The organism is Pedobacter sp. NO84 (assembly GCF_059703915.1).
This window is the reverse complement of the sequence record NZ_AP046575.1, coordinates 2,556,013-2,577,676: the sequence shown is the minus strand read 5'-3', so window position 1 is coordinate 2,577,676 and position 21,664 is coordinate 2,556,013. Positions and strand designations below refer to the sequence as shown.

Below are 21,664 nucleotides of genomic sequence, written 5' to 3'. Positions count from 1 at the left end.
TCGGATGAGCAACCGGGTGAGTAATCGTTTTGATTTAATTTGATGTATTTTTGTAAATCAACACAGATTATGGGCAATAGTGAAACACTAGCAAAATTTAAAGATATGTTAATCGAAGTGATAACCACTGGTAGCTTTGTAAAGCTTTCTTTAGGTAACTATCATGGCAATGATAAAGCGCTTAAAAATCTGTACATAAAGCCTGTGAAAATTAAAAGGATGGATATGCTTTCCTTTAATTATCGATATCAAACCAGGGATATCTTTAAGAACCTTCCTATCATTGAAGGTGTTGATCTATTAACCAATCTCTTGAGCAACGATTTCAAAATCGGCACTCTTTTTACCAGGGATAGGGAAGTGATCATCGAACATAATAAAAAAAATATGATTGGAATCCGTGAGAGAAATTTGAATGAAAAGCTTCAGCCAACTTTATCACACGATAAGGAAAAGAAAAGGATAATCAAGGGCGTTGGAACGTCTTATTTACACGCTTTGAGAATTACTGATGATGCAGGAAATGTATATAAAAATGCTCAGGACAAATACAAGCAAATTAATCAATATATCGAGATTTTAAGTTCGCTAATCAGGGAACTCCCAGAAGAAACGGTAAAGAACGTAGTGGATATGGGATCTGGTAAAGGGTACTTAACCTTTGCTCTGTATGATTATCTGCATCAGCAGCTCAACTTAAAAGCTACCGTTACCGGTGTCGAGTTTAGAGAAGACCTCGTATCACTCTGTAATGATATTGCCAATCAAGCTAACTTTGGGCAATTAAAGTTTGTGCAGGGTACAATTGAGGATTATCCAGTTAAAGACATTAATCTACTCATCGCTCTGCATGCCTGTGATACTGCCACTGACGATGCCATTTACAAGGGTATTAAAGCAGGTGCCGAATTAATTGTAGTTGCACCTTGCTGCCACAAACAAATTAGAGGGGAAATCGAAAAACACAAAGTGAAAAATGAGGTTACTTTTTTAACGAAATATGGGATTTTCTTAGAGCGCCAAGCCGAAATGGTAACCGACGGGATAAGAGCACTGATTTTAGAGTATTTTGGGTATAAAACCAAAGTGTTCGAATTTATTTCCGACGCGCATACTCCAAAGAATGTTCTTGTTGTGGGAGTGAAAGGTAAGGAGCAAAGGGCGGGGAGCAAAGAAGATATATTACTTAAAATTAAGGATACAAAGGCTTATTTTGGAATTGGATACCATCATTTGGAGAAGTTACTAAATCTCTAACGCAAAGGTTTAAGACTTGGCTATTCTTATTAAATGCAGAGAACACAGAGATTCCGCAAAGAACGCGGAGGCGATGGTGCCCGAGACTTAGTATTTAAGATGTTTAACCTGCCTCCCAGGCTGCTATGACGGTAAAAATAATTAACCGCAAAGAGTTAAAGAATGTAAACTAAGGGGTAAGTTATTACTCATCGTCAACGTTTTTATTTCCTGTTTGCTTATTAATAAACTGAACAACTAATTTACTATTTGTCATAAGAAAAATGCCTATAATCGTTTTAACTAGATCAAATATGATCCATCCTGATGATTTGCCTTCGATAAACAATTGGCTTTGTTGAAGAAATAGAAACAACTGTCGGCAAAGCTGAGGCAAAGCATCAACAACTATTATCCCACCAATAACGATTGTTGCTATAGCCAATAATGTCGAGGCCTGTATACTAAAATCTAATTTATCTTCAATGAAGCCCTTATCGAGCCTAAGCTTGTCGATTAACCAAGTTGTTTGGAATATCAATAAAAAAAAAGTTAGAAAATAAATTATAAGTATTAATAGTAATGGAATGATTGAAAGAGTTGAACTATCCATCTCAATTGTACTTGCATAAAAGATTGGGTATAAGAATGATGGAATTACCGTTAAACTACTTAACAATAACCATATTCCTAAAATCTTTAAAAAAATTGTCCAAAAGGTTCGTATTGTCATAGCCTGTTTTTTATACAAAATATAAAAATATTATTTAATTATATATCCAAAGCAAAACAGCTTTCTTTCTGGTCTGTAAAAGCTTGTCTATTTTTGTCATTCCCGCATCTGCTATAACGGGGCAACCGGCACTCTGTCCGAATAAAGTTTGTGGATAAATTTCGTGATCTGGCACAGGTGTGTAGGAGTGGAGTACCACAATCCTTTTATAGGCATTGCTATTGGTTTTCTCCAATCCGTACATTTTGTAGTGGATATGGATGCCCCAGTTGCTGTATGATCTTCCTTTAACTTTGTATTTGCCTAGAGAAGTGCAATAACTACTTTCCCTATTACTGAAAACTGGCTTTGTAGCCGTACTTCCGCCTCCAACGCCGTGTGCGCAAAGACCTTCGATGAGAATTTGCTTGGTTTTAAAATCATAAACAAACATCCTGTTTTTCCCAGAAGGGATACTCATATCAACAAAAAGAACCATTGAAGAGTCCATGTTATTCTTTTTAACAAACGTCAAAGCCTCACTAATTTTCGAGGGATCGATTTTATTCTGAGCATAAACAGTGGACTTAACAAAGCCAATAAATACCAAGCATATGAGGATTGATTTTTGCACTATCTAATGTACTAAATCTTTAGTTGATAATCAAACTCCCATTAATTTAAAAAATTCTTGAATAGCGATCCCTCCAACTTTGTCCTTTCTTCGTGTCTTTGTGCCTTCGTGGTTTAAAAGCTCATAGGAAGAGGGCATAAGTTTTTTACCACAGAGCCACGAAGGAGAGTTATCGACTTAGCTGCTCTAAGATGTCTGGGATGGTGAAATAGTTTGACGTTCGGCTGTGGGGTTAAACGGTTGGTAACTCAGCTGTTCAAGATGTCTAAGATGGTGAAATAGTTTGGCGTTCGGCGGTGGGAGCAAAGCATTTGGCAACTTAGTTGTTCTAAAATGTCTGAGATGGTGAAATAGTAGAGCGTTTGGCGGTGAAGCGTAAAGCCGTTGGCAAATTAGCTGTTCTAAGGTGACTGAGGTGGTGATCACATGATGCACAACCAATTCTGCCAAGGTGTCAGCCATTTTATCCTTTATTTTTTACATTTTAACAGGCTTTTTGCCGTAATGCCTGCCAAAACCTAATTGGCACATTGCTTGTTATTATGCATATAAACAATAAAAAATTAACAGAAAAATATATAATAAAATGGGAAAAATAATTGGTATAGACTTAGGAACAACAAACTCTTGCGTTTCTGTAATGGAAGGTAACGAACCTGTAGTTATAGCCAACAGTGAGGGTAAGCGTACTACACCATCTATTGTTGCTTTTGCAGAAAATGGGGAGCGCAAAGTGGGTGAGCCGGCTAAACGTCAGGCGATAACGAACCCAACAAAAACAATTTATTCTATTAAACGCTTTATGGGCAGCAGTTATGCTGAAGTTGCTAAAGAAATTTCTAGAGTACCTTATAAAGTAATTAAAGGTGATAACAATACACCTCGTGTTGAAATAGACGATCGTAAGTATACACCACAAGAGATTTCTGCAATTATTTTGCAAAAAATGAAAAAAACTGCTGAAGATTTCTTGGGTCAAGAAGTTACTGAAGCGGTAATTACCGTTCCTGCATATTTTAATGACGCTCAGCGTCAGGCTACAAAAGAAGCCGGTGAGATTGCTGGCTTAACTGTAAAGAGAATTATCAATGAGCCAACTGCTGCAGCATTAGCGTATGGCTTGGATAAAGCACACAAAGACATGAAAATTGTGGTGTTCGACTGCGGTGGTGGTACACATGACGTTTCTGTTTTAGAATTAGGTGACGGTGTATTTGAAGTAAAATCAACTGATGGTGATACACACTTAGGTGGTGATGATTTTGATCATGTAATTATCGATTGGTTGGCTTCAGAATTTCAAACCGAAAACAGCATGGATTTAAGCAAAGATCCAATGGCGTTACAACGTTTGAAAGAAGCTGCTGAAAAAGCCAAAATCGAATTATCAAGCACTACCTCAACAGAAATTAACTTGCCTTATATCACTGCTGATGCAAGCGGTCCGAAACACTTGGTTAGAACGTTAAGCCGTGCCAAATTTGAGCAATTGGCTGGCGATTTGATCAAACGTACCATTGATCCTTGTAAATCTGCATTGAAAAATGCTGGATTAAAAGTTACCGATATCGACGAAATCATTTTAGTAGGTGGATCAACTCGTATTCCTGCAATCCAGGATGCTGTTAAAGCTTTCTTTGGTAAAGAGCCAAGTAAAGGTGTAAATCCTGATGAGGTTGTAGCTATCGGTGCTGCTATTCAAGGTGGTGTTTTAACTGGTGAAGTAAAAGATGTATTGTTATTGGATGTTACTCCACTTTCTTTAGGTATCGAAACTATGGGTGGTGTAATGACCAAATTGATCGAAGCAAATACAACTATCCCTTCTAAAAAAGCAGAAACTTTCTCTACCGCCGCTGATAATCAGCCAAGTGTAGAAATCCATATTTTACAAGGTGAGCGCCCAATGGCCGCTCAGAATCGTACGATTGGCCGTTTCATTTTAGACGGAATTCCACCAGCTCCACGTGGCGTGCCGCAAGTAGAAGTTGCTTTTGATATTGATGCCAATGGTATCTTGCACGTGAGCGCTAAAGATAAAGCTACTGGTAAAGAGCAAAAAATTCGTATTGAAGCTTCATCTGGTTTAACCGACGAAGAAATCAAAAGAATGAAGGAAGAAGCTGAAGCCAACGCAGATGCAGATGCCAAACAAAAAGAAGAAGCAGATAAGATTAATGGTGCCGATGCGTTGATTTTCTCTACTGAGAAACAATTAAAAGAATTTGGCGATAAATTATCTGACGACAAAAAAGCGCCAATCGAAGCTGGTCTGCAAAAGCTAAAAGATGCTCATGCAGCTAGAAACTTCGCTGATATTGATGCTGCACAAGAAGAGCTTCAAAATGCTTGGAATGTGGCTTCTGAAGAAATGTATAAAGCTGGTCAGGATGGTCAACCTCAAGAAGGAGCCCCTCAAGCTGATGCTCAACAAGGTGGCGATACCGTTACTGATGTTGATTTTGAAGAAGTAAAAGACGAAGAGAAGAAATAGTTTTAATCATCGGATGACTTAAAATCATCCGATGAATAGTTAAAAAGCGTCGCGATCAAAATCGGGACGCTTTTTTATTGACATTCATCCGCTAAAATTTCAATTGGTTAATATTCTTATAATTTTCAACTTCCTGGACAAATTTACCAGAACTGTCGTATACTAGGATGGTTGGTGTTCCATAGATCATGCCTAGTCCAAAATCAGCGGGGAAGCTATCCTTGTTATCAATTAAAACAACCGGTGTAAGTTCATCCACTTTGTTTGCCTTTACAAAATTACTAACCACTTTAGTGCTATTTTTACTGGAAACAAATATATAGTTGATTGATTTGTACACTCGATGTAGGTTGGATAATTCTACTATTGCTTTTTCGCAGTAACCACAATCTGGGGAGAAATAGATAAATAAAGTAGGATTTTTTGTTAATTCTATATTCGTATGGTATTTACCATCAAGGCCCAGGTAATTATATTGAGGAATGGTACTTCCGGAAGCGTACATCCTAAAGGTTTGTATGCTTAAGAATAAAATAAAGCAAATTCCTATGATTATAAAAGCCTTTTTCATTTGTATTCCCAACTATACATGTTAAAATTTTTCAAATACTTATCTATAAAATCCACAGTTTTTTCGACCTGAATAGTAGAAATAAAAGAAATGTTTTTTAGATCTCCGCTATCATCAATGAAAATTGTGCTTTTAGTACAGTTGTCCAAAATATATCTATCGTTTTGTTTAACATATTTGAAACGATAATTTTCTACTATTACTTTAAAGTTAATCGGTTTTGAATTACTGAAATTTATTTCCCGTTTAAAAAAAGGCTTATTATCCAGTAATTTTGACTCAAACTCGTAAATCCCATAATCGAATTTATCTATGATCAGGTATCCTTCAATATTCGAAAAATTCGATTTTTTCTTCTGTTTAAATACTAGCTTATAATAATTCTCGTCTTCCTCAATTTTGTAGTCAAATAAATCTTGGTGATAGAAAAAGTTTGTAAACTCGGTGCTATTGTGTATGCCAAGTGGGGTTTGTGCGCTTAAGACTGAAAAATTAGCAGATTTCCCTTTCCAGGAATAACTTTGATAAATATTTTCATTAGTCTTAATGGTCTCAAATTTTTTGATGATTTTATTTTGAATATTTATTTTAAAATTCGATCTATCAACGGTAAACCTATTGTTCAAATAATGGAGGGTATCATTATTTGCCATAAATTGGTTAAAAATCTGTATGTTGCGTGGCAAGCTGTAATTTGATTGGGGTTTTGGCAATCCATTTTCATCTTTACTCTTCATAAACTCAGCTATTTTACTGAGTAGCATCGTAGGATTAATTGGGGTGATCTTAACTTCTCTTAATACAATAACATCGTTTGCAATAAGTTCCACAAATTCGCTCAACTGGCTAACTGGTAAGCTATAGTCTTGAAATCCATTTTTAACGAAAGTGATACTGTCAATTCCGTTTGGTTTTAAGGTTATTTTTCCGAATATATCTGTTTCTCCAAGAACTTTTGTCTTAAAATAGACCAAAACGTTAGGGACTGGTTTGTGATCACTTTGCGATAAGATCGTAACCGTTTTAACCTGAGATCTTACACTATTAGAAAGGATTAGCAAAAATAAGATCAAATAATATTTTTTTCGCATATGATCAATTTGTTATTCTATCCATCTTACTTAATTGAAAAGCTGCCGTTATCCTGGCAGCTCTCCTTTATAGAAAGTAGACTATTCCCAGAACCAATCCCAGGTGCCGCCGTCTTCTCCACAACCAGTGGTGTAAGTATACGTATTTCCATACATGTCTTCGGCCGTGTACGTTTTCTCGCCTGACCACACTCTAACGATTCCGAAGAAATTAAAGCTTAATTTACACGTGTTTTTTACCAGTTCATCAACCATGGCAAATGAAGATGTTGTTAGTAATAAGCACAATCCTAATATTAAGGCGGCTTTTCTTGTCGTTTTTTTCATAAAACAATTTGTTAAGGAATGAATTAATTTAGTTATTTGTAACAATTGTGTTTCTCGAGAACATTTTTGTTACATAAAGCTTAGTTTTTAATTGTATAAAAGCGAAGCTAAAATGTCCGTTTTTCTTGCTGAATTTGCATCGGAAAATAGTGATTGATTTTAATTTATAAATTATTAATGCCACATCCCCATTAAAAATTACATATTATGCATCATGAAGTGATAAAAAAAATTAGGCGACTTCGTATCTCGAAAGGGCTATCTACCCAACAAATGTCAGAGAAATTAAATATAGATGTTTCAGCATACACGCGCTTGGAATCTGGCAAAACCTCTACATGGGCCAAATACTTACCAGAACTTTTATTGATTTTTGAGAGTGACCCAGTTTCATTTTTTGGAGACTTAGCACCAACCTCTAAGCCCATTTCTCCGATCAACCAAAATGCGAATAAAATCCTCGTTGAAGATTCAACCGCAGAGAACAAAGAAAAAGATAAGAAGATAGAATTCCTTTATCAAGAAAGGTTAAAAGATAAAGATATGATTATTGCGCAATTGGAAAAAATTATAGAAAAATTGACGTCTTAGTTAGAAAATCTACTTGTTTTCTTGCTTATTAATCGTAAATTCTAGTTCGTTTTTCTTACCGAAATGTTTATTCAATATTATTATAAACGGCCAAATTAACATTGGTGTCATCCTACTTAAGAAATTAATGTTCCAAGGGAGTACTGCGGCCAAAAAAATAGCAAAGAAAAAAATCATAGGAACCATAAGTGTTCTCCATCTGGCTAGCTGCCTTGCTTTTGGATCATCAAATCCATCAGAAATTCGCCCCTTATGTTTAATGATATAAGATAATAAGGCATAGTTTAACAGTCCTGTTGCAGCTACATTTGCACAGTAAAAATAATAAGGGATGTTATACATCATGTTTTCACTATAATAAGCCGAACTAAATGGCATTAAAATAATGCTGAATAAAAAGAAGAAATTGAGCCAGATTAGTTTGTCGTCGTAGTTTTTAATAAAAGAAAACAAACGATGATGAGAGCGCCAGTAAATAGCAATTACAAAAAAACTGATAAAGAAGCCAAAAAAAAATGGGAAAAGATGCAATAGCTGATTAATTACCTGTTCGTTTGTGGGATATTGTATAATTTCTTTTGTGAGATTGTTAACAATTGCAAGATGATCCACAATCGGGGGTTTAATTTCAATAACCAAAAGTGTAATTGCGATAGCAAAAACCGCATCCGTAAAAAGGATCATCCTTTCGATCTGAAATTCTTTTTTTATTTCATTTGAAACTTGTGACATAATAGAGCATTAATTTAACCTCAAGATAAACATTCTTCAATTATACCTTGAAGAATGTTTTCATTTTTGAACAATTCACTTAAAAGCTTGAACTGATTTTTGGCCCGATCCAAATTTTGGGCGGGATAAGAAATCGGATAATACATACTGCCATTTAAATAATCAGTAAGAAAACGTAAGGCCTGCATGTATACCATATACTTGCCAGAAAATAAAATAAGCTCTTTTTCAGTAGAAGTTAAAATGATGGCCATTTCAGAAAGATAGCCTTCGATCATTGCCTTAAAATAGGGTATTCTTATCTTAATCTTACTCAAATCGGTTTCATTTTCAGAAAAAGCACATAAATAGGTCCGCATCATATCCCCCAGATCGGAGATAAATTTGCCAGGCATTAACGTATCCAAATCGATTACACAAACTCCACCATTATCATCTTCAGACAAAAGGACATTGCTTATTTTTGTGTCGTGGTGCATTACACGGTCTGGAAATTCTCGTTTCTCGGGCACTCTTTCAGAGCTATGTAAGAAAGAATTATAATAAGATAAGATAAATTGATGATGTAAGGCCGTTTCGATCTCGGGCTTGGCAGGCGCAACTAACTCCGGTACCGACTGGTTTAACGCGAAGGTAAATTGTTCGTAACGCCACCCTAAATCATGGAAACCAGCAATAGTTGGTTTTAGAAGTGAAGTGTCAAATTTATCAAGTAACCTACTTAATTTTCCAAATTGCTTGGCAGCCTCAAAGGCTTGTTTCGGATCACTTAACACATCAAAGGCGATGGTATTTTTTACAAAGGGAAGTAAACGCCAATAATCACCCTTATGGATTGCCATTGGCTCTCCATTTAAGGTTGGGATAGGTGCAGGAAAAAGGTAATCAGGATAATTCTGCTTCAAATAGAAAGCTATTGCACTGAGATTTGTTGCAATGGCCTGTGGATCTTTAAATACCTGAATATTTATATGCTGAAGAATGTATTGTTCTTTTCTATCAGTTACAGAAAGCAAAAAAGTACCATTAATATGCCCAGCGCCTATCGGATGTACTGAAATCGCCTCTGGCAAAAACCCGTACGATTTTAGTATATCCTGATCAATAGTTAGCTCCACAATTTTTCAGGATACATTCCATCCTTTACCAACTGATTAATGCTTGCCTGTACAAATGGCTTATCTTCTTTATAGGTAACGCCAAACCATTGACTAGCAGTTGGAACCACTTTAAAGGTAGCAGTGTTGCTTTTAACTAAACTTTCGCCTATCAGGGGAATAAAAAATTCGGCCTTAGGCTTATCTTTATTTTCGAGAGCAAAATCTTTGAATAATCCTTCAGTAATTTTAAAAACTGCAGGAGTAAAGCCCCAAAAGTTCATCGATACTGGAGTTTCGAAATCTAAGGGATATTTTTTATCATCCTCTTCGTAGACAATTACGCCATCCTCTTGGTAAATTTTTGTACGTTCGATAATTTCATCTAAGTTTCCACTTTCGTCAACTTTACATACACCACGAGAAACGGAACCAAAATCCGATAAGGTTTTCCCTAGTTGATAGCCAATAATCGAATAATTGCTATCATTTGCTTCTTCGGTTAAAAAATCCACCATTTTTTTGAAGGCCTCAAATCCATAAAAGTCGTCGGCATTAATTACACAAAATGGTTCTTTAACCACTTTTCTGCCTGATAGGATGGCGTGTGCAGTACCCCATGGTTTTTCTCTATAAATTTCTTCCTCAATACCAAACTGCTTAAGGTCAAAATTTTGAAACACATAGTCAACTTCAATCTTTCCTTTGAGCTTAGGCTCAAAGATGCTTCTGAAATTTTCTACAAACTCTTCCTTAATGATAAACACTACTTTACCAAAACCTGCTTTGATGGCATCATAAATAGAATAATCAATAATGGTTTCCCCGTTAGGACCAAATCCATCTATTTGTTTCATACTTCCGTAGCGACTTGCCATTCCGGCAGCTAATATTAATAAGGTAGGTTTCATTGAAATTAATTAAAAATGATTTTACTAAAAAGTTTCCAAATGTAAGTTTTAAAAGCCGAAAATACCACCTCTTCCTGCTCTTGGTTTTTTTCCGGTGAGCATGCCGAAAAGCCCGCGTACGATCTCTTTACCAATTTGGCGGGTAATGGTTGCACCCATTACTTTTTCGACTATACTTTTTTCTCCGGTACGAGGTTTATTTTCCTGTTCCTGGCGTTTTTGTTCTTGGGCAGCTATCGCTATTTCGTTATCCTCGGCTAATGTTTTATTGATCCTATCCGTTAACATTTCGTAAGCGCTTACAGGATCGATTTGTTTTTGATATTTCGCATATAAGGGGCTGGACTCCATCAGCTTTTCGCACACTGAAGTTGCCAATGGGCCCATTACCGCTCTTGGTGGGGTGAGCATCGTGGCTACCACTTCGGTAGGGATGCCCTTCTCATTTAATACGGTAATCAATGCCTGTCCTGTTCCTAAGGTGGTTAAAATTTGGTCAATTTCATAGAAATCAGATTTCGGATAGGTCTTAACTGTTTTTTTAAGTGCATCCACATCGTTAGGTGTAAATGCCCTCAGCGCATGCTGTACTCTATTTCCTAATTGCGCCAATACAGTTTCTGGAATATCCATAGGAGATTGTGTACAGAAAAATACCCCTATCCCTTTTGATCTGATCAAGCGAATAGTGGTGTTTATCTGGTCTAAAAAAGCTTTCGAAGCATCGTTAAATAACAAATGTGCTTCATCAAAAAAGAATACGAGTTTTGGTTTGTCTAAATCGCCAACTTCGGGCATAGCATGAAAAATTTCGGCCAGCAAGCTTAATAAGAAGGTCGAGTACAAAACAGGTTGATTTTGGACATCAGCAATATTTAAAAGGCTGATTACACCCTTTCCATCAATACGGTTAAAAAGATCTTCAATATTAAAGGATGTTTCTCCAAATAGATTACTTAGCCCCTGTTGCTCAATGGTTACTATTTTTCGTAATATGGTACTGGATGTTGAAGTGGAGATAGAACCATAACTGCTTTTTATTTCTAGCGCCCCAAGACCTTCAGATAGGTAACCCAGCAATTTTTTTAAATCATTTAAATCTACGATCGGCATTTTGTTGTCGTCGGCATATTTAAATATAACGGCTAAAACCCCTGTTTGAGTTTCATTTAGTGTTAATATCTTAGCTAACAAAACTGGCCCGAACTCGGTAACTGTTGCCCGCATTTGTGCCCCAGTTTTTCCGCTCAGCGAGTAAAGTTCTACGGGAAAAGAACTAGGGATAAAAGGTTTGTTAAGCTGTTTTGCTCGTTCTTCAATTTTAGGATTGGTAGTACCAGGTTCATATAAACCAGAAAGATCCCCTTTAACATCAAGCATAAAAACCGGCACATTGGCTTCCGAAAGTTGCTCTGCCAACAATTGGAGGGTCCTGGTTTTTCCGGTTCCTGTTGCGCCCGCAATTAAGCCGTGTCTATTCATCATGCGCAAGGGCAGGTTAACCTCTGCTTCGCTAAGTACTTCGCCATCTAATATGCCCGCGCCTAAATAAATTGATTGGCCCGTAGGGGCATATGATGCTTTTATTTTTTCTATAAATAAAGCTTTTTGACTACCCATTTTTTGTTTGATTTCATTAACAACAAACTGAAATGAGGCTAGTTTGATAATTTATTATTTAACCACTTATTTCTAATGAAAGTATTTCAGGGAAGTCTACTTAAAAATAAATCCACTTCATCTTTTTTCTCCTTACTTAATGGCTGTTCATCCTCTGTAAAGTAGATTCGTGGTTTATACTCCATTTCTAAATAAGCAGAGGTTAATTTAAAGGGCATTTCAAAACCATCAGGCAGTTCTGGATCTGTCCCTATCGCAATTAAAGATGTGGTTTTACCCTTTAATGTTCTACCAATATCTTTTCGCGTGGTAACCAGATCAGTAAGTCTATCAAAGAAATTTTTCATTACCCCACTCATGGAATACCAATAAACAGGTGTAGCAAAGATTATGGTTTGATGTGCTAAGAGCTCAATTATAACAGAATCGAACCGATCGTTAGCATCATATACGCCTTCGTAGTTATAAGGAGAGATGTGATATTCAAGCAAATTAATTTCTTGATGGTTAATATTTTTGAATACCTCAGTTACAAAACGCTGCGTATTGCCATTTGATCTTGCACTTCCGATAATTATTAAGGGGCTATTTTCCATTTTATCCAGTCTTTTTGAACAACAGTTAATGCAAAGGTTTTGATTTCCTTAATATTAATTAGGCTAATGAAAAAGAGGATAGAGTTACCCGAAATGATTATAGGATGGTGCTAGGATAGATCCATTCTGCGCTGAAATTCATCCACAAACAAGCTTACATGATAACCATCCATTAAGGCATGGCTTACATGGATAGACACAGGCATTAGCTTTTCGCCGTTAACTTCGGTCATCTTCCCAAATGAAATTTTGGGGCAGCTATCTTTAAACGAAAAGCATCTTGCATGCGATAATGCGGTGAATTTTAACCATGGCATAGCGGAAATATGAATAACATTATCCCCTGAACCTGCAGGTACCAATCCTGAGCTATTCCGAACCCTATCTATTTCTTTATTGGCAATTACTTTAAATTCTTCAAAGCTGACCTCGTAATCTATATAAGAGAACCCAAAGGTATGATCGGGCCTATTTATTACGGCTGATGCATGCACCTTATCATAACAGTAGATTTGGCCATCCTCAATACGCAACTTAAATGATTCGATCGCATTTGCCGCAGCTAAACATTGATGTAAATAATACAAGAAAAAGCCGTTGCCTTCCTTTTTACACTTCCGATAGGCTATCGTGCAGTTAATTTCTACACACACGCCAAAAAACGGTTCTTCAAATTTATTGAAAAAGTTAAAATGGTCTTTTCGGGGCCAATTGCTCAAATCTACAAGCTGTTTCATTTTCTTAGTAAAGGCAAAATCTCTGCGAGTGAATTAATAGATGTAAAATTTATATGCTCTACATTGTTTTCTACCACCTCGTGGGCCCAAGTGGTATGGTAAGGCACATGAATTGCATTTCCACCAATGGCTAATACGGGGAGGATATCCGATTTTAAGGAATTTCCAATCATTAAAAAATTTTCGGGCTTACAATCCAAATGCTTCAGCAATTTTAGGTAGTCACGTTCTTGTTTATCGCTCATAATTTCGATATGGTGAAAGTAATGCTCAAGATCTGATTTTTGTAACTTTCTCTCCTGATCAAGCAAATCACCTTTGGTTGCCACTACAAGCTTGTATTCTCCTTGCAGCGCCGAAAGCACTTCATCAACACCATCCAATAGCTCTATCGGCTTGTTTAATTGTTCTTTTCCATATTCGATGGCTTTGTTAATCATTTCAAGTGAGGCCGTACCCTCGGTAACCTCTAAAATGGTCTCGATCATCGAAAGCATGAAACCCTTAATACCATAGCCATACAATGGAAGATTTCTGATTTCTGTCTTAAATAATTCGTTTGCAACACTATGTAATGGCAGGTAATCTTCCAATAATTTGCAGAATTTCTCTTCCGCTTCCCTAAAGTAGGGCTCATTTACCCACAAAGTGTCATCAGCATCAAATGCGATAACGTTGATGTTATTCATGAAGCAAAAATAGATAATTGTTTTAAGGTTTGTACCAAAGGCATCCCTTTGGGAGAAAGTTTTAAAGGTTGTTGTAAAAGGCATCCCTTCGGGAGAAAGTTGGAGGTTGGAAGGGATTTGAACCAGACCTGAGACACTGGTGTTGGTGTACTAAATTAGCACTGGTAGCGCGAATAGGATCGTGCCTACAATAAACAAAAAGGTTAACACATGCACCATGGTGTTGTTTATCCTTAGAAAGATAAACTGCTCAATAGTTCTGCCCAGACAAAATATTGAAATTCCTATCATAAACCAATTGCCAAGTTTCGTTTCTACCAAATCTTTTGGGAATACAAAACAGATGCTGGCTACAAACAAGAAAAAGTAGATTAGTCTTAAATTGGCGATCTGGATAATTGCCCTGTTCGCTAAATTTATTTTTTTGAGGTCATTTTTCCAATCAAACAGTTTCCAAAAGAAGAGATGAAAAATGGCAAACCCTACCGCATAGAGGCCACATGCATAAATAAGGTATTGAATTGTAACAGTGAGCATTTATTATTAATAATTTCCCATTTATCAATCTAATATACAGCTAATTCTGATTTAATAATGCGGATTGTATCCCGATAACTATCAGGACCCTCAATGGTCGAGAGAGAATTTCTCGACCAACCACATAAAAAAAGCCCGAGAATTAATCCCGGGCTTAAGTTGCTTCAGTCTTTCAGTTCTTATTTAAATTCCCTAAAATCCTGGTCGGCCTTAATATTTAACAAACTTTGATAAATTAGGCTAATTACGTTATCAACATCTTCTTTGTGCACCATTTCTACCGTAGTATGCATATAGCGTAGGGGCAAAGAAATTAATGCCGAGGGTACCCCACCATTCGAATAGGCAAATGCATCGGTATCGGTTCCCGTAGAACGAGACGATGCCTGGCGCTGGAAAGGAATTTCGTGCTGCTCGGCTGTTTTAATTAATAATTTATTTAAGTTGGTTTGTACGGCCGGGGCATAAGAAACAACGGGTCCTTTTCCGCATGCTAAATCGCCCTGCGTAATCTTACTGATCATTGGTGTCGTGGTATCATGGGTTACATCGGTAACAATAGCTACATTAGGCTTAATGCGTTGTGCAATCATCTCAGCACCCCTTAAACCTATTTCTTCTTGCACCGAGTTAACGATATATAAACCAAAAGGCAATTTTTTCTTGTTTTCTTTTAATAAACGGGCAACTTCAGCAATCATAAATCCACCTGCACGGTTATCTAAAGCCCTACCTACATAATACCTATCATTTAAGATCATAAATTCATCCTCGTAGGTAATTACACAACCTACGTGGATTCCTAATTCCTCTACCTCTTCTTTAGTTGTGCATCCACAATCTAGAAAAATATTTTTCAATTGCGGCGCCTCTTCTTTTTCGCCGTGACGGGTATGGATAGCAGGCCAACCGAAAACCGCATTAACCAAGCCTTTTTCGGTATGGATGTTTACACGTTTAGATGGTGCTATTTGATGATCTGAGCCCCCATTACGAATAACATAGATCAAGCCATCACTAGTAATGTAGTTTACATACCAAGAGATTTCATCGGCATGTGCCTCAATCACTACTTTATAAGGGGCTTTAGGATTAATTACTCCAACCGCAGTTCCATAATTGTCTACAAAATGCTCGTCGATATAGGGTTTAAGGTAGTCGAGCCATATCTTTTGCCCGCCCCATTCATAGCCTGTAGGAGCGGGATTGTTAATGTACGCTTCAAAAAACCGTACTGATTTATCGGTTACTACCGGGATATGTTTTTTCTTAGTTTCTTCTTTCTTCTTTGCCATAATATGATTACACCGATGTTTATGATTACACCGATTTTTTTATTTCTATTTCTTTGTGATCTTAGTGCCTTTTTGGTTAATCATTACGATTTCGGTAAAAATATAAATATTGTTGTAACTATTATTATCTTTTCTTGCGTAAGGCGTAAAGCGTTTGGCGCTAAGCGTTAGGTGCGCATTTGCAACTCCATCCTCACAAACTCAAATCCAGCTGCAGTATATGTTTGCTTCGTTTCCGTAAAACCCAGTCTGAAATAGAATTCTTTCGCATTTGTTCGGGCATTACACCAAAGCATGCTTATTTGTTGAACGGTACAAAAATCGATCAGGTAATGCATCAATTGTGTGCCCAACCCTTGATTTTGAACTTCTGGCAAAATGGCAAGTTTTCGGAATTGCCCAACATCACCGTGTGTAAATAATGACACTACGCCTTTCAATTCATCATTGAAATAGATTCCGAAATGGGTTCCATCAAAATCATTTTCTAATTTAACAAATTCAATAGGATGCTCGGGGTACATAGCACGGTGCCTAATGCGCCAAGTTAATGGTGGAAATATTTGTTCTACAACTGCTGTTGCCATAAACGACCTGCTATTACTTATTTTTTCTACTGTAAAATTGATAGATTAAGATATTAACTAGGATGATGGCGGTAATGCCATAACAAAAAACATCCCATCCACCCAAATCCCACAGCCATAGCCCTAATGCTGAACCACAACTAGCGCCGATAAAGCTTACCGACATAAAAATAGTATTTAGCCTGTTTCTCGCTTCAGGTATAAGGGTATAGATTTTGGTCTGGTTGGTTACGTGGATAGCCTGCTGACCGATATCGATCAATACGATACCTAACACGAAAAAATAAAGATAGCTTCCTGTAAAGTAAAACAGGGCAACACTAATTAGCTGGAGCAAAAATCCTATCATTAAGTTTTTACGCGGATTATTGCTGTCGCTAAGTTTGCCCACCAATGGGGCAGCCAATGCTCCCGCCGCGCCGGCAATGCCGAAAAGTCCGATTTGTAAGGTTTGGAAGTTAAAAGGGGGATTAGCTAAAAAAAGCACCATGGTAGTCCAAAATGCACTAATGATAGCAAAAGCTAAAAAATTAATGATCGAAGCTTCTCGTAAAGCGGGCTGCGATTTGATGTAACTAAACATCGATGTCATTAATTGTTTATAGGTGCCTTTAAAAGCCGGGTAGCTTTGAGGAAACCGCTTAGCCATTAAGCCTATTAACAGTAAACATATGCCAGCGGCGATGAAATACATCGCTCTCCATCCTAGCCAAAAACCAATGCTTCCGCTTACTGCTCTAGAAGCTAAGATCCCTACCAATAGGCCGCTCATGATTATACCAATGTTATGCCCACGATTCTCATCGCTACTTAAATTGGCCGCCAGTGGCAGAATTAATTGGGGCACAATAGAACAGGCACCAATACATAGGCTTGCTATCTCTAAAAGCAAGAACGAGGGAGAAAATGCCGCAGCCAATAAAGCAAAAATGGCTAGGCTTGTAATAACGAGAATCTGCTTTTTGCGTTCAAACATATCGCCCAATGGCACCAGAAGAAATAACCCAATGGCGTAACCAGCTTGAGTAAGATAGGTAATCCGTCCCGCATCAGTTTCTGAAAGCTTAAATTCTCTAGCCACAAGGATAATTAAAGGTTGGCAATAATAAATATTGGCAACGATTAAGCCCGTGCAAAAAGCCATAAGGAGAGTGTCTGAACGTTTTAAGCCCATGTAATAGGTAAAAGGTAAGAGGTGAGATGGAAAATGGAAGGGCGAATCCCAAGACACATCGTCCGTCTTTCATTTGCCCGGAGGAGGCAAGATAGAAAATGGAATGGAGAATTGCTAGACACATCTGCCATCTTCCATCTCACATTTTCCATGTTATAAAGGGATATTCCCATGTTTTTTTCTTGGATTATTTACCACTTTGTTTTCTAGCATTTTGAATGCTTTAATCAATTTTATTCGGGTTTGTGACGGTTCAATTACTTCATCAACAAAGCCGCGTTCTGCCGCACGATAAGGGTTCGCAAAAATATCGGAATAAAGCTTTTCTTTTTCGAGCCACTTTTCCTGTGGATTTTCTGCAGAAGAAATTTCTCGTTTAAAGATAATCTCTGCTGCACCTTTTGCTCCCATCACGGCAATTTCTGCACTGGGCCATGCATAGTTTAAATCGGCTCCGATGTGTTTCGAGTTCATTACATCATAGGCCCCCCCATATGCTTTCCTGGTGATTACTGTAATTCTTGGAACCGTTGCTTCGCTAAACGCGTACAACAACTTCGCCCCGTTGGTAATTATCCCGTTCCATTCCTGATCGGTACCAGGTAAAAAGCCGGGTACATCCTCAAAAACCAAGATAGGGATATTAAAGCAGTCGCAAAAACGAACAAATCTTGCCGCTTTTACAGAAGCATGGTTATCAAGCACTCCTGCTAAATAGGCGGGTTGATTGGCAATAATCCCAATGCTTCTTCCCGCTAAACGAGCAAAGCCCACCACTATATTTTCTGCATAGGCAGCATGTACCTCTAAAAAACTATCCCCATCGGCAACAGCTCCAATTACATCCCGGATATCATAGGGCTGGGTTGCATTTTGAGGTAGGAACTCGTTTAAGGCAGGTCTGCTTTCTTCGCCCATTTGATAGGGTAAATTGGAAGGTGTTTCTTCACAATTTTGAGGCATATAGCTCAACAACTTTTTAACGTGACTGATCGCATCCAACTCATTGGCACAGGCAAAATGTGTTACACCAGATTTTGTAGCATGGGTTATTGCTCCTCCCAATTCTTCAGAACTAACTTCCTCATGGGTAACCGTTTTTACAACATTCGGACCGGTTACAAACATGTACGATGTATTTTCTACCATTAAAATAAAATCGGTTATTGCTGGCGAGTAAACTGCGCCCCCCGCACACGGTCCCATAATTGCCGAAAGTTGTGGTACAACCCCCGATGCCTGTACATTGCGGTAGAAAATATCTGCATAGCCTCCTAAAGAAACCACACCCTCCTGGATTCGGGCACCTCCACTATCGTTTAATCCAATAATTGGAGCGCCATTTTTCATTGACATCTCCATTATCTTACAGATTTTTTCGGCATGGGTTTCTGATAAAGAACCTCCAAAAACGGTAAAATCCTGCGAGAAAACATAAGTTAATCTGCCATTAATGGTTCCATAGCCTGTAATCACTCCATCCCCAAGGTATTTTTCATTTTCCATGCCGAAATCGGTACTGCGATGGGTAACCAGCATGCCTATTTCTTCGAAACTCCCTTCATCCATTAAAAAATGGATGCGCTCCCTTGCAGTAAGTTTGCCTTTTTTATGCTGACTTTCTATTCTATGCTTACCGCCCCCTAAATGCGCTTCCTGTACTTTATCCTGTAGCTTTTCAATCTTATTTTTCATCTGTTAGATTATTGATGAGCATTTAAAGCGCTTAAATTACATTTAATCTGTTGCTTTTTTGTAGTTGAGTTAAAAAAATTAAGGCTCGGCGTTTGGTGATAAGCGCAAAGCGAACTAACCACTTTACGCCAATGCCAATCGCTCAGCTCATTTAAGGCTCAGCGTATTGCGATGAACGCTAAGCGAACCCAATGCTTTACGCCCAACCCAATCGCTCAGCACATTTATTACAATTTAATTACTAATAAATTAAACGATCTGATATTTTTGGAGCTATTTTTGAAGCTTGAACAAAAAAATGATCATTTTATGTTTTTAAGAAAATACTATTTACTGATAGTGGTTGTCTTTATGGGCATCTTTACTGCTAAAATGGTAATTTCTGGTGCACCCATTTTGTTTGCCCACATGGACAAAGACTTGATGAATGCTGTAATTATGCAGCTAGAGCATGAAAATAATGGGGATGATACCTCTAAAGAGAATGTGAAATTTGCAGATCATAAATTAATGATCCATCGCTACGATCTAACTTATGTGCCCATACTTATTAGTATCGGGATTAACAATAGTTTTATCGACCACTCCCGGCGACATGTAGATCCGTACCACCCTTCTGTTCCCACACCGCCACCTAACTTTTCTTAGTTTTTAATGAATTAAAAATGAACTGTAAATATCCATTTACAGGCATTGCCATATTTAAAAATTAATAAAATTTAACGCACCGTTATGGAAAATAGAAATTCGGCCACATTCAGGTTCGAAGTAAAAAAATATATCTTAAAAAAGAACCTACAGCGCGATATTCCATCAAGTCTAGTGGTATTTTTAGTAGCATTACCCCTGTGTTTGGGTATTGCATTGGCTTCAGGAGCACCACTATTTGCAGGTCTAATTGCGGGTATTGTTGGTGGTATTGTGGTAGGTTTTTTGAGTGGTTCGCAATTAAGTGTAAGCGGACCGGCAGCCGGATTAACGGCCATTGTATTAAGTTCAATCGCCAGTTTGGGCAATTATCAGATTTTCTTGCTTGCGCTAGTTTTAGCTGGCGGACTTCAGTTGGTGCTAGGCCTAATTAAAGCAGGAACCATAGGGAATTACTTTCCGTCAAGCGTTATAGAAGGGATGCTGGCAGGAATTGGTGTGCTGCTAATCCTGAAACAATTGCCCCATGCCGTTGGAGTAGATAAGGACTTTTTTGGAGATGAAGGTTTTTTTCAAAAAAATGGAGAAAACACATTCTCGGCTATCCTTAGTTCAATTAGCGAATTCAGTTTAGTTGCCGTAATTATTAGTGTAGCATGTCTGCTGATACTAATTTATTGGCCTAAAATAAAAAAGCTAAATGCAGTGCCTGCACCATTTTTAGTGGTGGCTTTAGGTATAGGATTGGCCTTGGTTTTTAAAGGCACCTCGTATGAATTAAAAGGCGATCATATGGTAAATATCCCCACTTTTAACGGATGGAGAGAATTTACAGGCTTGTTTACCAGTCCAGATTTTTCAGCTATTGCCCGTTGGGATGTATGGTTGGTGGCCGGAACAATAGCCGTAGTGGCAAGCCTTGAGACTTTATTGGGGGTTGAAGCAGTTGACAAGCTCGACCCTATTAAACGGGTTACACCAACTAATAGAGAGCTCATTGCCCAAGGCGTTGGTAATATCACTAGTGGTATGTTGGGCGGGTTGCCCATGACTTCAGTTATTGTGCGTAGCTCGGCGAATACTAATGCTGGGGCAAGAACGAAAATGTCGTCTATTTTTCATGGAACATGGTTGCTGCTTTCGTTGATTTTCATCCCGAATTTGATTAATATGATTCCATTGGCCTGTTTAGCAGCTATTCTGTTGTTTACAGGTTACAAACTTACCCGTATTTCATTGTTCAAACACATGTACCATAAAGGATGGGATCAATTCATTCCGTTTGTGGTTACCGTAGTAGCGGTTGTGCTAACCGATTTGTTAAAGGGTGTAGGTATTGGAATGGCATTCTCCATATTTTATCTATTAAGAACCAATATGAGAAATCCATATTTTTACAAGATACAGGAAGAAGGCGATAAGAAACATATCAGAATAAAATTGGCAGAAGAGGTTTCATTTTTAAACAAAGCGGCAATTCAAGTGCTTTTAACGGGAATTCCGAAAGAAACAAATGTTATTATAGACGGTTCAAATTCCCGGTTTATCGATCCAGATGTGTTGGAAACGATATTTAATTACAAGCACAATGCATATACTAAGGGCATTATTGTAACTTTAGATCATATTAAAAGTCATTACACTGTGCCAAAATTAAACACCAAGATTGTAGAAGAAATTAATCATTAAG

Annotated in this window: 22 protein-coding genes; 5 read left to right on the top strand and 17 right to left on the bottom strand. The window is 37.6% G+C overall.

What is annotated here, in order from left to right; all coding sequences use genetic code 11:
• Positions 1 to 69 precede the first annotated feature (69 nt).
• Positions 70 to 1,257 carry a class I SAM-dependent methyltransferase gene (locus AC6H0V_RS11240; protein ID WP_497560281.1) on the top strand — a complete coding sequence of 396 codons (1,188 nt, stop codon included), beginning with the start codon at positions 70 to 72 and terminating at the stop codon, positions 1,255 to 1,257.
• A gap of 184 nt (positions 1,258 to 1,441) precedes the next feature.
• Here AC6H0V_RS11240 and AC6H0V_RS11235 read toward each other — a convergent pair whose 3' ends face one another.
• On the bottom strand, positions 1,442 to 1,969 hold the full coding sequence (locus tag AC6H0V_RS11235) for a hypothetical protein (RefSeq protein ID WP_497560280.1): 528 nt from the start codon (positions 1,967 to 1,969) through the stop codon (positions 1,442 to 1,444).
• A 34-nt stretch (positions 1,970 to 2,003) separates the two neighbouring features.
• Positions 2,004 to 2,582, bottom strand: a complete 579-nt coding sequence (locus tag AC6H0V_RS11230; RefSeq protein WP_497560279.1) for a murein L,D-transpeptidase catalytic domain-containing protein — start codon at positions 2,580 to 2,582, stop codon at positions 2,004 to 2,006.
• 586 nt (positions 2,583 to 3,168) lie between these two features.
• Between AC6H0V_RS11230 and dnaK the strand changes: the two genes are divergently transcribed.
• Positions 3,169 to 5,076 (top strand): molecular chaperone DnaK, encoded by a 1,908-nt coding sequence (dnaK, locus tag AC6H0V_RS11225; protein ID WP_497560278.1) that lies wholly within the window; start codon positions 3,169 to 3,171, stop codon positions 5,074 to 5,076.
• A 91-nt stretch (positions 5,077 to 5,167) separates the two neighbouring features.
• Here the strand turns inward: dnaK and AC6H0V_RS11220 are convergent, their stop codons facing one another.
• The 3 genes from AC6H0V_RS11220 to AC6H0V_RS11210 all read right to left on the bottom strand — a co-directional run bounded on the left by AC6H0V_RS11220 (position 5,168) and on the right by AC6H0V_RS11210 (position 7,065).
• The gene (locus AC6H0V_RS11220; RefSeq protein WP_497560277.1) at positions 5,168 to 5,647 is read right to left on the bottom strand and encodes a TlpA family protein disulfide reductase; all 480 of its coding nucleotides are present in this window, start codon (positions 5,645 to 5,647) and stop codon (positions 5,168 to 5,170) included.
• Complete coding sequence (locus AC6H0V_RS11215) at positions 5,644 to 6,738, bottom strand: hypothetical protein (RefSeq protein WP_497560276.1); 1,095 nt, start codon at positions 6,736 to 6,738, stop codon at positions 5,644 to 5,646. Before AC6H0V_RS11215 ends, AC6H0V_RS11220 begins: the two co-directional genes overlap by 4 nt.
• Before the next feature lie 81 nt (positions 6,739 to 6,819).
• Positions 6,820 to 7,065 carry a hypothetical protein gene (locus tag AC6H0V_RS11210; protein ID WP_497560275.1) on the bottom strand — a complete coding sequence of 82 codons (246 nt, stop codon included), beginning with the start codon at positions 7,063 to 7,065 and terminating at the stop codon, positions 6,820 to 6,822.
• A gap of 207 nt (positions 7,066 to 7,272) precedes the next feature.
• Here AC6H0V_RS11210 and AC6H0V_RS11205 point away from each other — a divergent pair, with 207 nt between their 5' ends.
• Entirely contained in the window at positions 7,273 to 7,656 is a 384-nt protein-coding gene (locus tag AC6H0V_RS11205; RefSeq protein WP_497560274.1) for a helix-turn-helix domain-containing protein, read from the top strand.
• A gap of 9 nt (positions 7,657 to 7,665) precedes the next feature.
• On the opposite strand, the gene AC6H0V_RS11200 is transcribed toward AC6H0V_RS11205, so the two are convergent.
• The 12 genes from AC6H0V_RS11200 to AC6H0V_RS11145 all read right to left on the bottom strand — a co-directional run bounded on the left by AC6H0V_RS11200 (position 7,666) and on the right by AC6H0V_RS11145 (position 19,326).
• Positions 7,666 to 8,388: a TMEM175 family protein gene (locus AC6H0V_RS11200; protein ID WP_497560273.1), complete on the bottom strand. Its 723-nt coding sequence runs from the start codon at positions 8,386 to 8,388 to the stop codon at positions 7,666 to 7,668.
• A gap of 20 nt (positions 8,389 to 8,408) precedes the next feature.
• Entirely contained in the window at positions 8,409 to 9,506 is a 1,098-nt protein-coding gene (locus AC6H0V_RS11195; protein ID WP_497560272.1) for a phosphotransferase enzyme family protein, read from the bottom strand.
• A complete protein-coding gene (locus AC6H0V_RS11190; RefSeq protein WP_497560271.1) occupies positions 9,497 to 10,396 on the bottom strand; it encodes a nucleotidyltransferase family protein in 900 nt (299 codons plus the stop codon). Before AC6H0V_RS11190 ends, AC6H0V_RS11195 begins: the two co-directional genes overlap by 10 nt.
• A 48-nt stretch (positions 10,397 to 10,444) precedes the next feature.
• Entirely contained in the window at positions 10,445 to 12,016 is a 1,572-nt protein-coding gene (locus AC6H0V_RS11185; RefSeq protein WP_497560270.1) for a helicase HerA-like domain-containing protein, read from the bottom strand.
• A gap of 86 nt (positions 12,017 to 12,102) precedes the next feature.
• Positions 12,103 to 12,612, bottom strand: coding sequence for a flavodoxin family protein (locus AC6H0V_RS11180; protein ID WP_497560269.1), 510 nt, complete (start codon positions 12,610 to 12,612; stop codon positions 12,103 to 12,105).
• A gap of 110 nt (positions 12,613 to 12,722) precedes the next feature.
• Positions 12,723 to 13,349, bottom strand: coding sequence for a CatA-like O-acetyltransferase (locus AC6H0V_RS11175; RefSeq protein WP_497560268.1), 627 nt, complete (start codon positions 13,347 to 13,349; stop codon positions 12,723 to 12,725).
• Positions 13,346 to 14,038 carry an HAD family hydrolase gene (locus AC6H0V_RS11170; protein ID WP_497560267.1) on the bottom strand — a complete coding sequence of 231 codons (693 nt, stop codon included), beginning with the start codon at positions 14,036 to 14,038 and terminating at the stop codon, positions 13,346 to 13,348. Before AC6H0V_RS11170 ends, AC6H0V_RS11175 begins: the two co-directional genes overlap by 4 nt.
• A 150-nt stretch (positions 14,039 to 14,188) precedes the next feature.
• Positions 14,189 to 14,575, bottom strand: a complete 387-nt coding sequence (locus AC6H0V_RS11165; protein WP_497560266.1) for a hypothetical protein — start codon at positions 14,573 to 14,575, stop codon at positions 14,189 to 14,191.
• Between the two features lie 179 nt (positions 14,576 to 14,754).
• The gene (locus AC6H0V_RS11160) at positions 14,755 to 15,870 is read right to left on the bottom strand and encodes a M42 family metallopeptidase (protein WP_497560265.1); all 1,116 of its coding nucleotides are present in this window, start codon (positions 15,868 to 15,870) and stop codon (positions 14,755 to 14,757) included.
• Between the two features lie 167 nt (positions 15,871 to 16,037).
• Positions 16,038 to 16,457, bottom strand: a complete 420-nt coding sequence (locus AC6H0V_RS11155; protein WP_497560264.1) for a GNAT family N-acetyltransferase — start codon at positions 16,455 to 16,457, stop codon at positions 16,038 to 16,040.
• Between the two features lie 13 nt (positions 16,458 to 16,470).
• Positions 16,471 to 17,601, bottom strand: coding sequence for an MFS transporter (locus AC6H0V_RS11150; RefSeq protein ID WP_497560263.1), 1,131 nt, complete (start codon positions 17,599 to 17,601; stop codon positions 16,471 to 16,473).
• A gap of 183 nt (positions 17,602 to 17,784) precedes the next feature.
• Positions 17,785 to 19,326: an acyl-CoA carboxylase subunit beta gene (locus tag AC6H0V_RS11145; RefSeq protein WP_497560262.1), complete on the bottom strand. Its 1,542-nt coding sequence runs from the start codon at positions 19,324 to 19,326 to the stop codon at positions 17,785 to 17,787.
• Positions 19,327 to 19,635: 309 nt separating this feature from the next.
• Here AC6H0V_RS11145 and AC6H0V_RS11140 point away from each other — a divergent pair, with 309 nt between their 5' ends.
• Positions 19,636 to 19,974 carry a hypothetical protein gene (locus AC6H0V_RS11140; RefSeq protein WP_497560261.1) on the top strand — a complete coding sequence of 113 codons (339 nt, stop codon included), beginning with the start codon at positions 19,636 to 19,638 and terminating at the stop codon, positions 19,972 to 19,974.
• An 84-nt stretch (positions 19,975 to 20,058) separates the two neighbouring features.
• Entirely contained in the window at positions 20,059 to 21,663 is a 1,605-nt protein-coding gene (locus AC6H0V_RS11135; RefSeq protein ID WP_497560260.1) for a SulP family inorganic anion transporter, read from the top strand.
• Position 21,664: the final 1 nt, after the last annotated feature.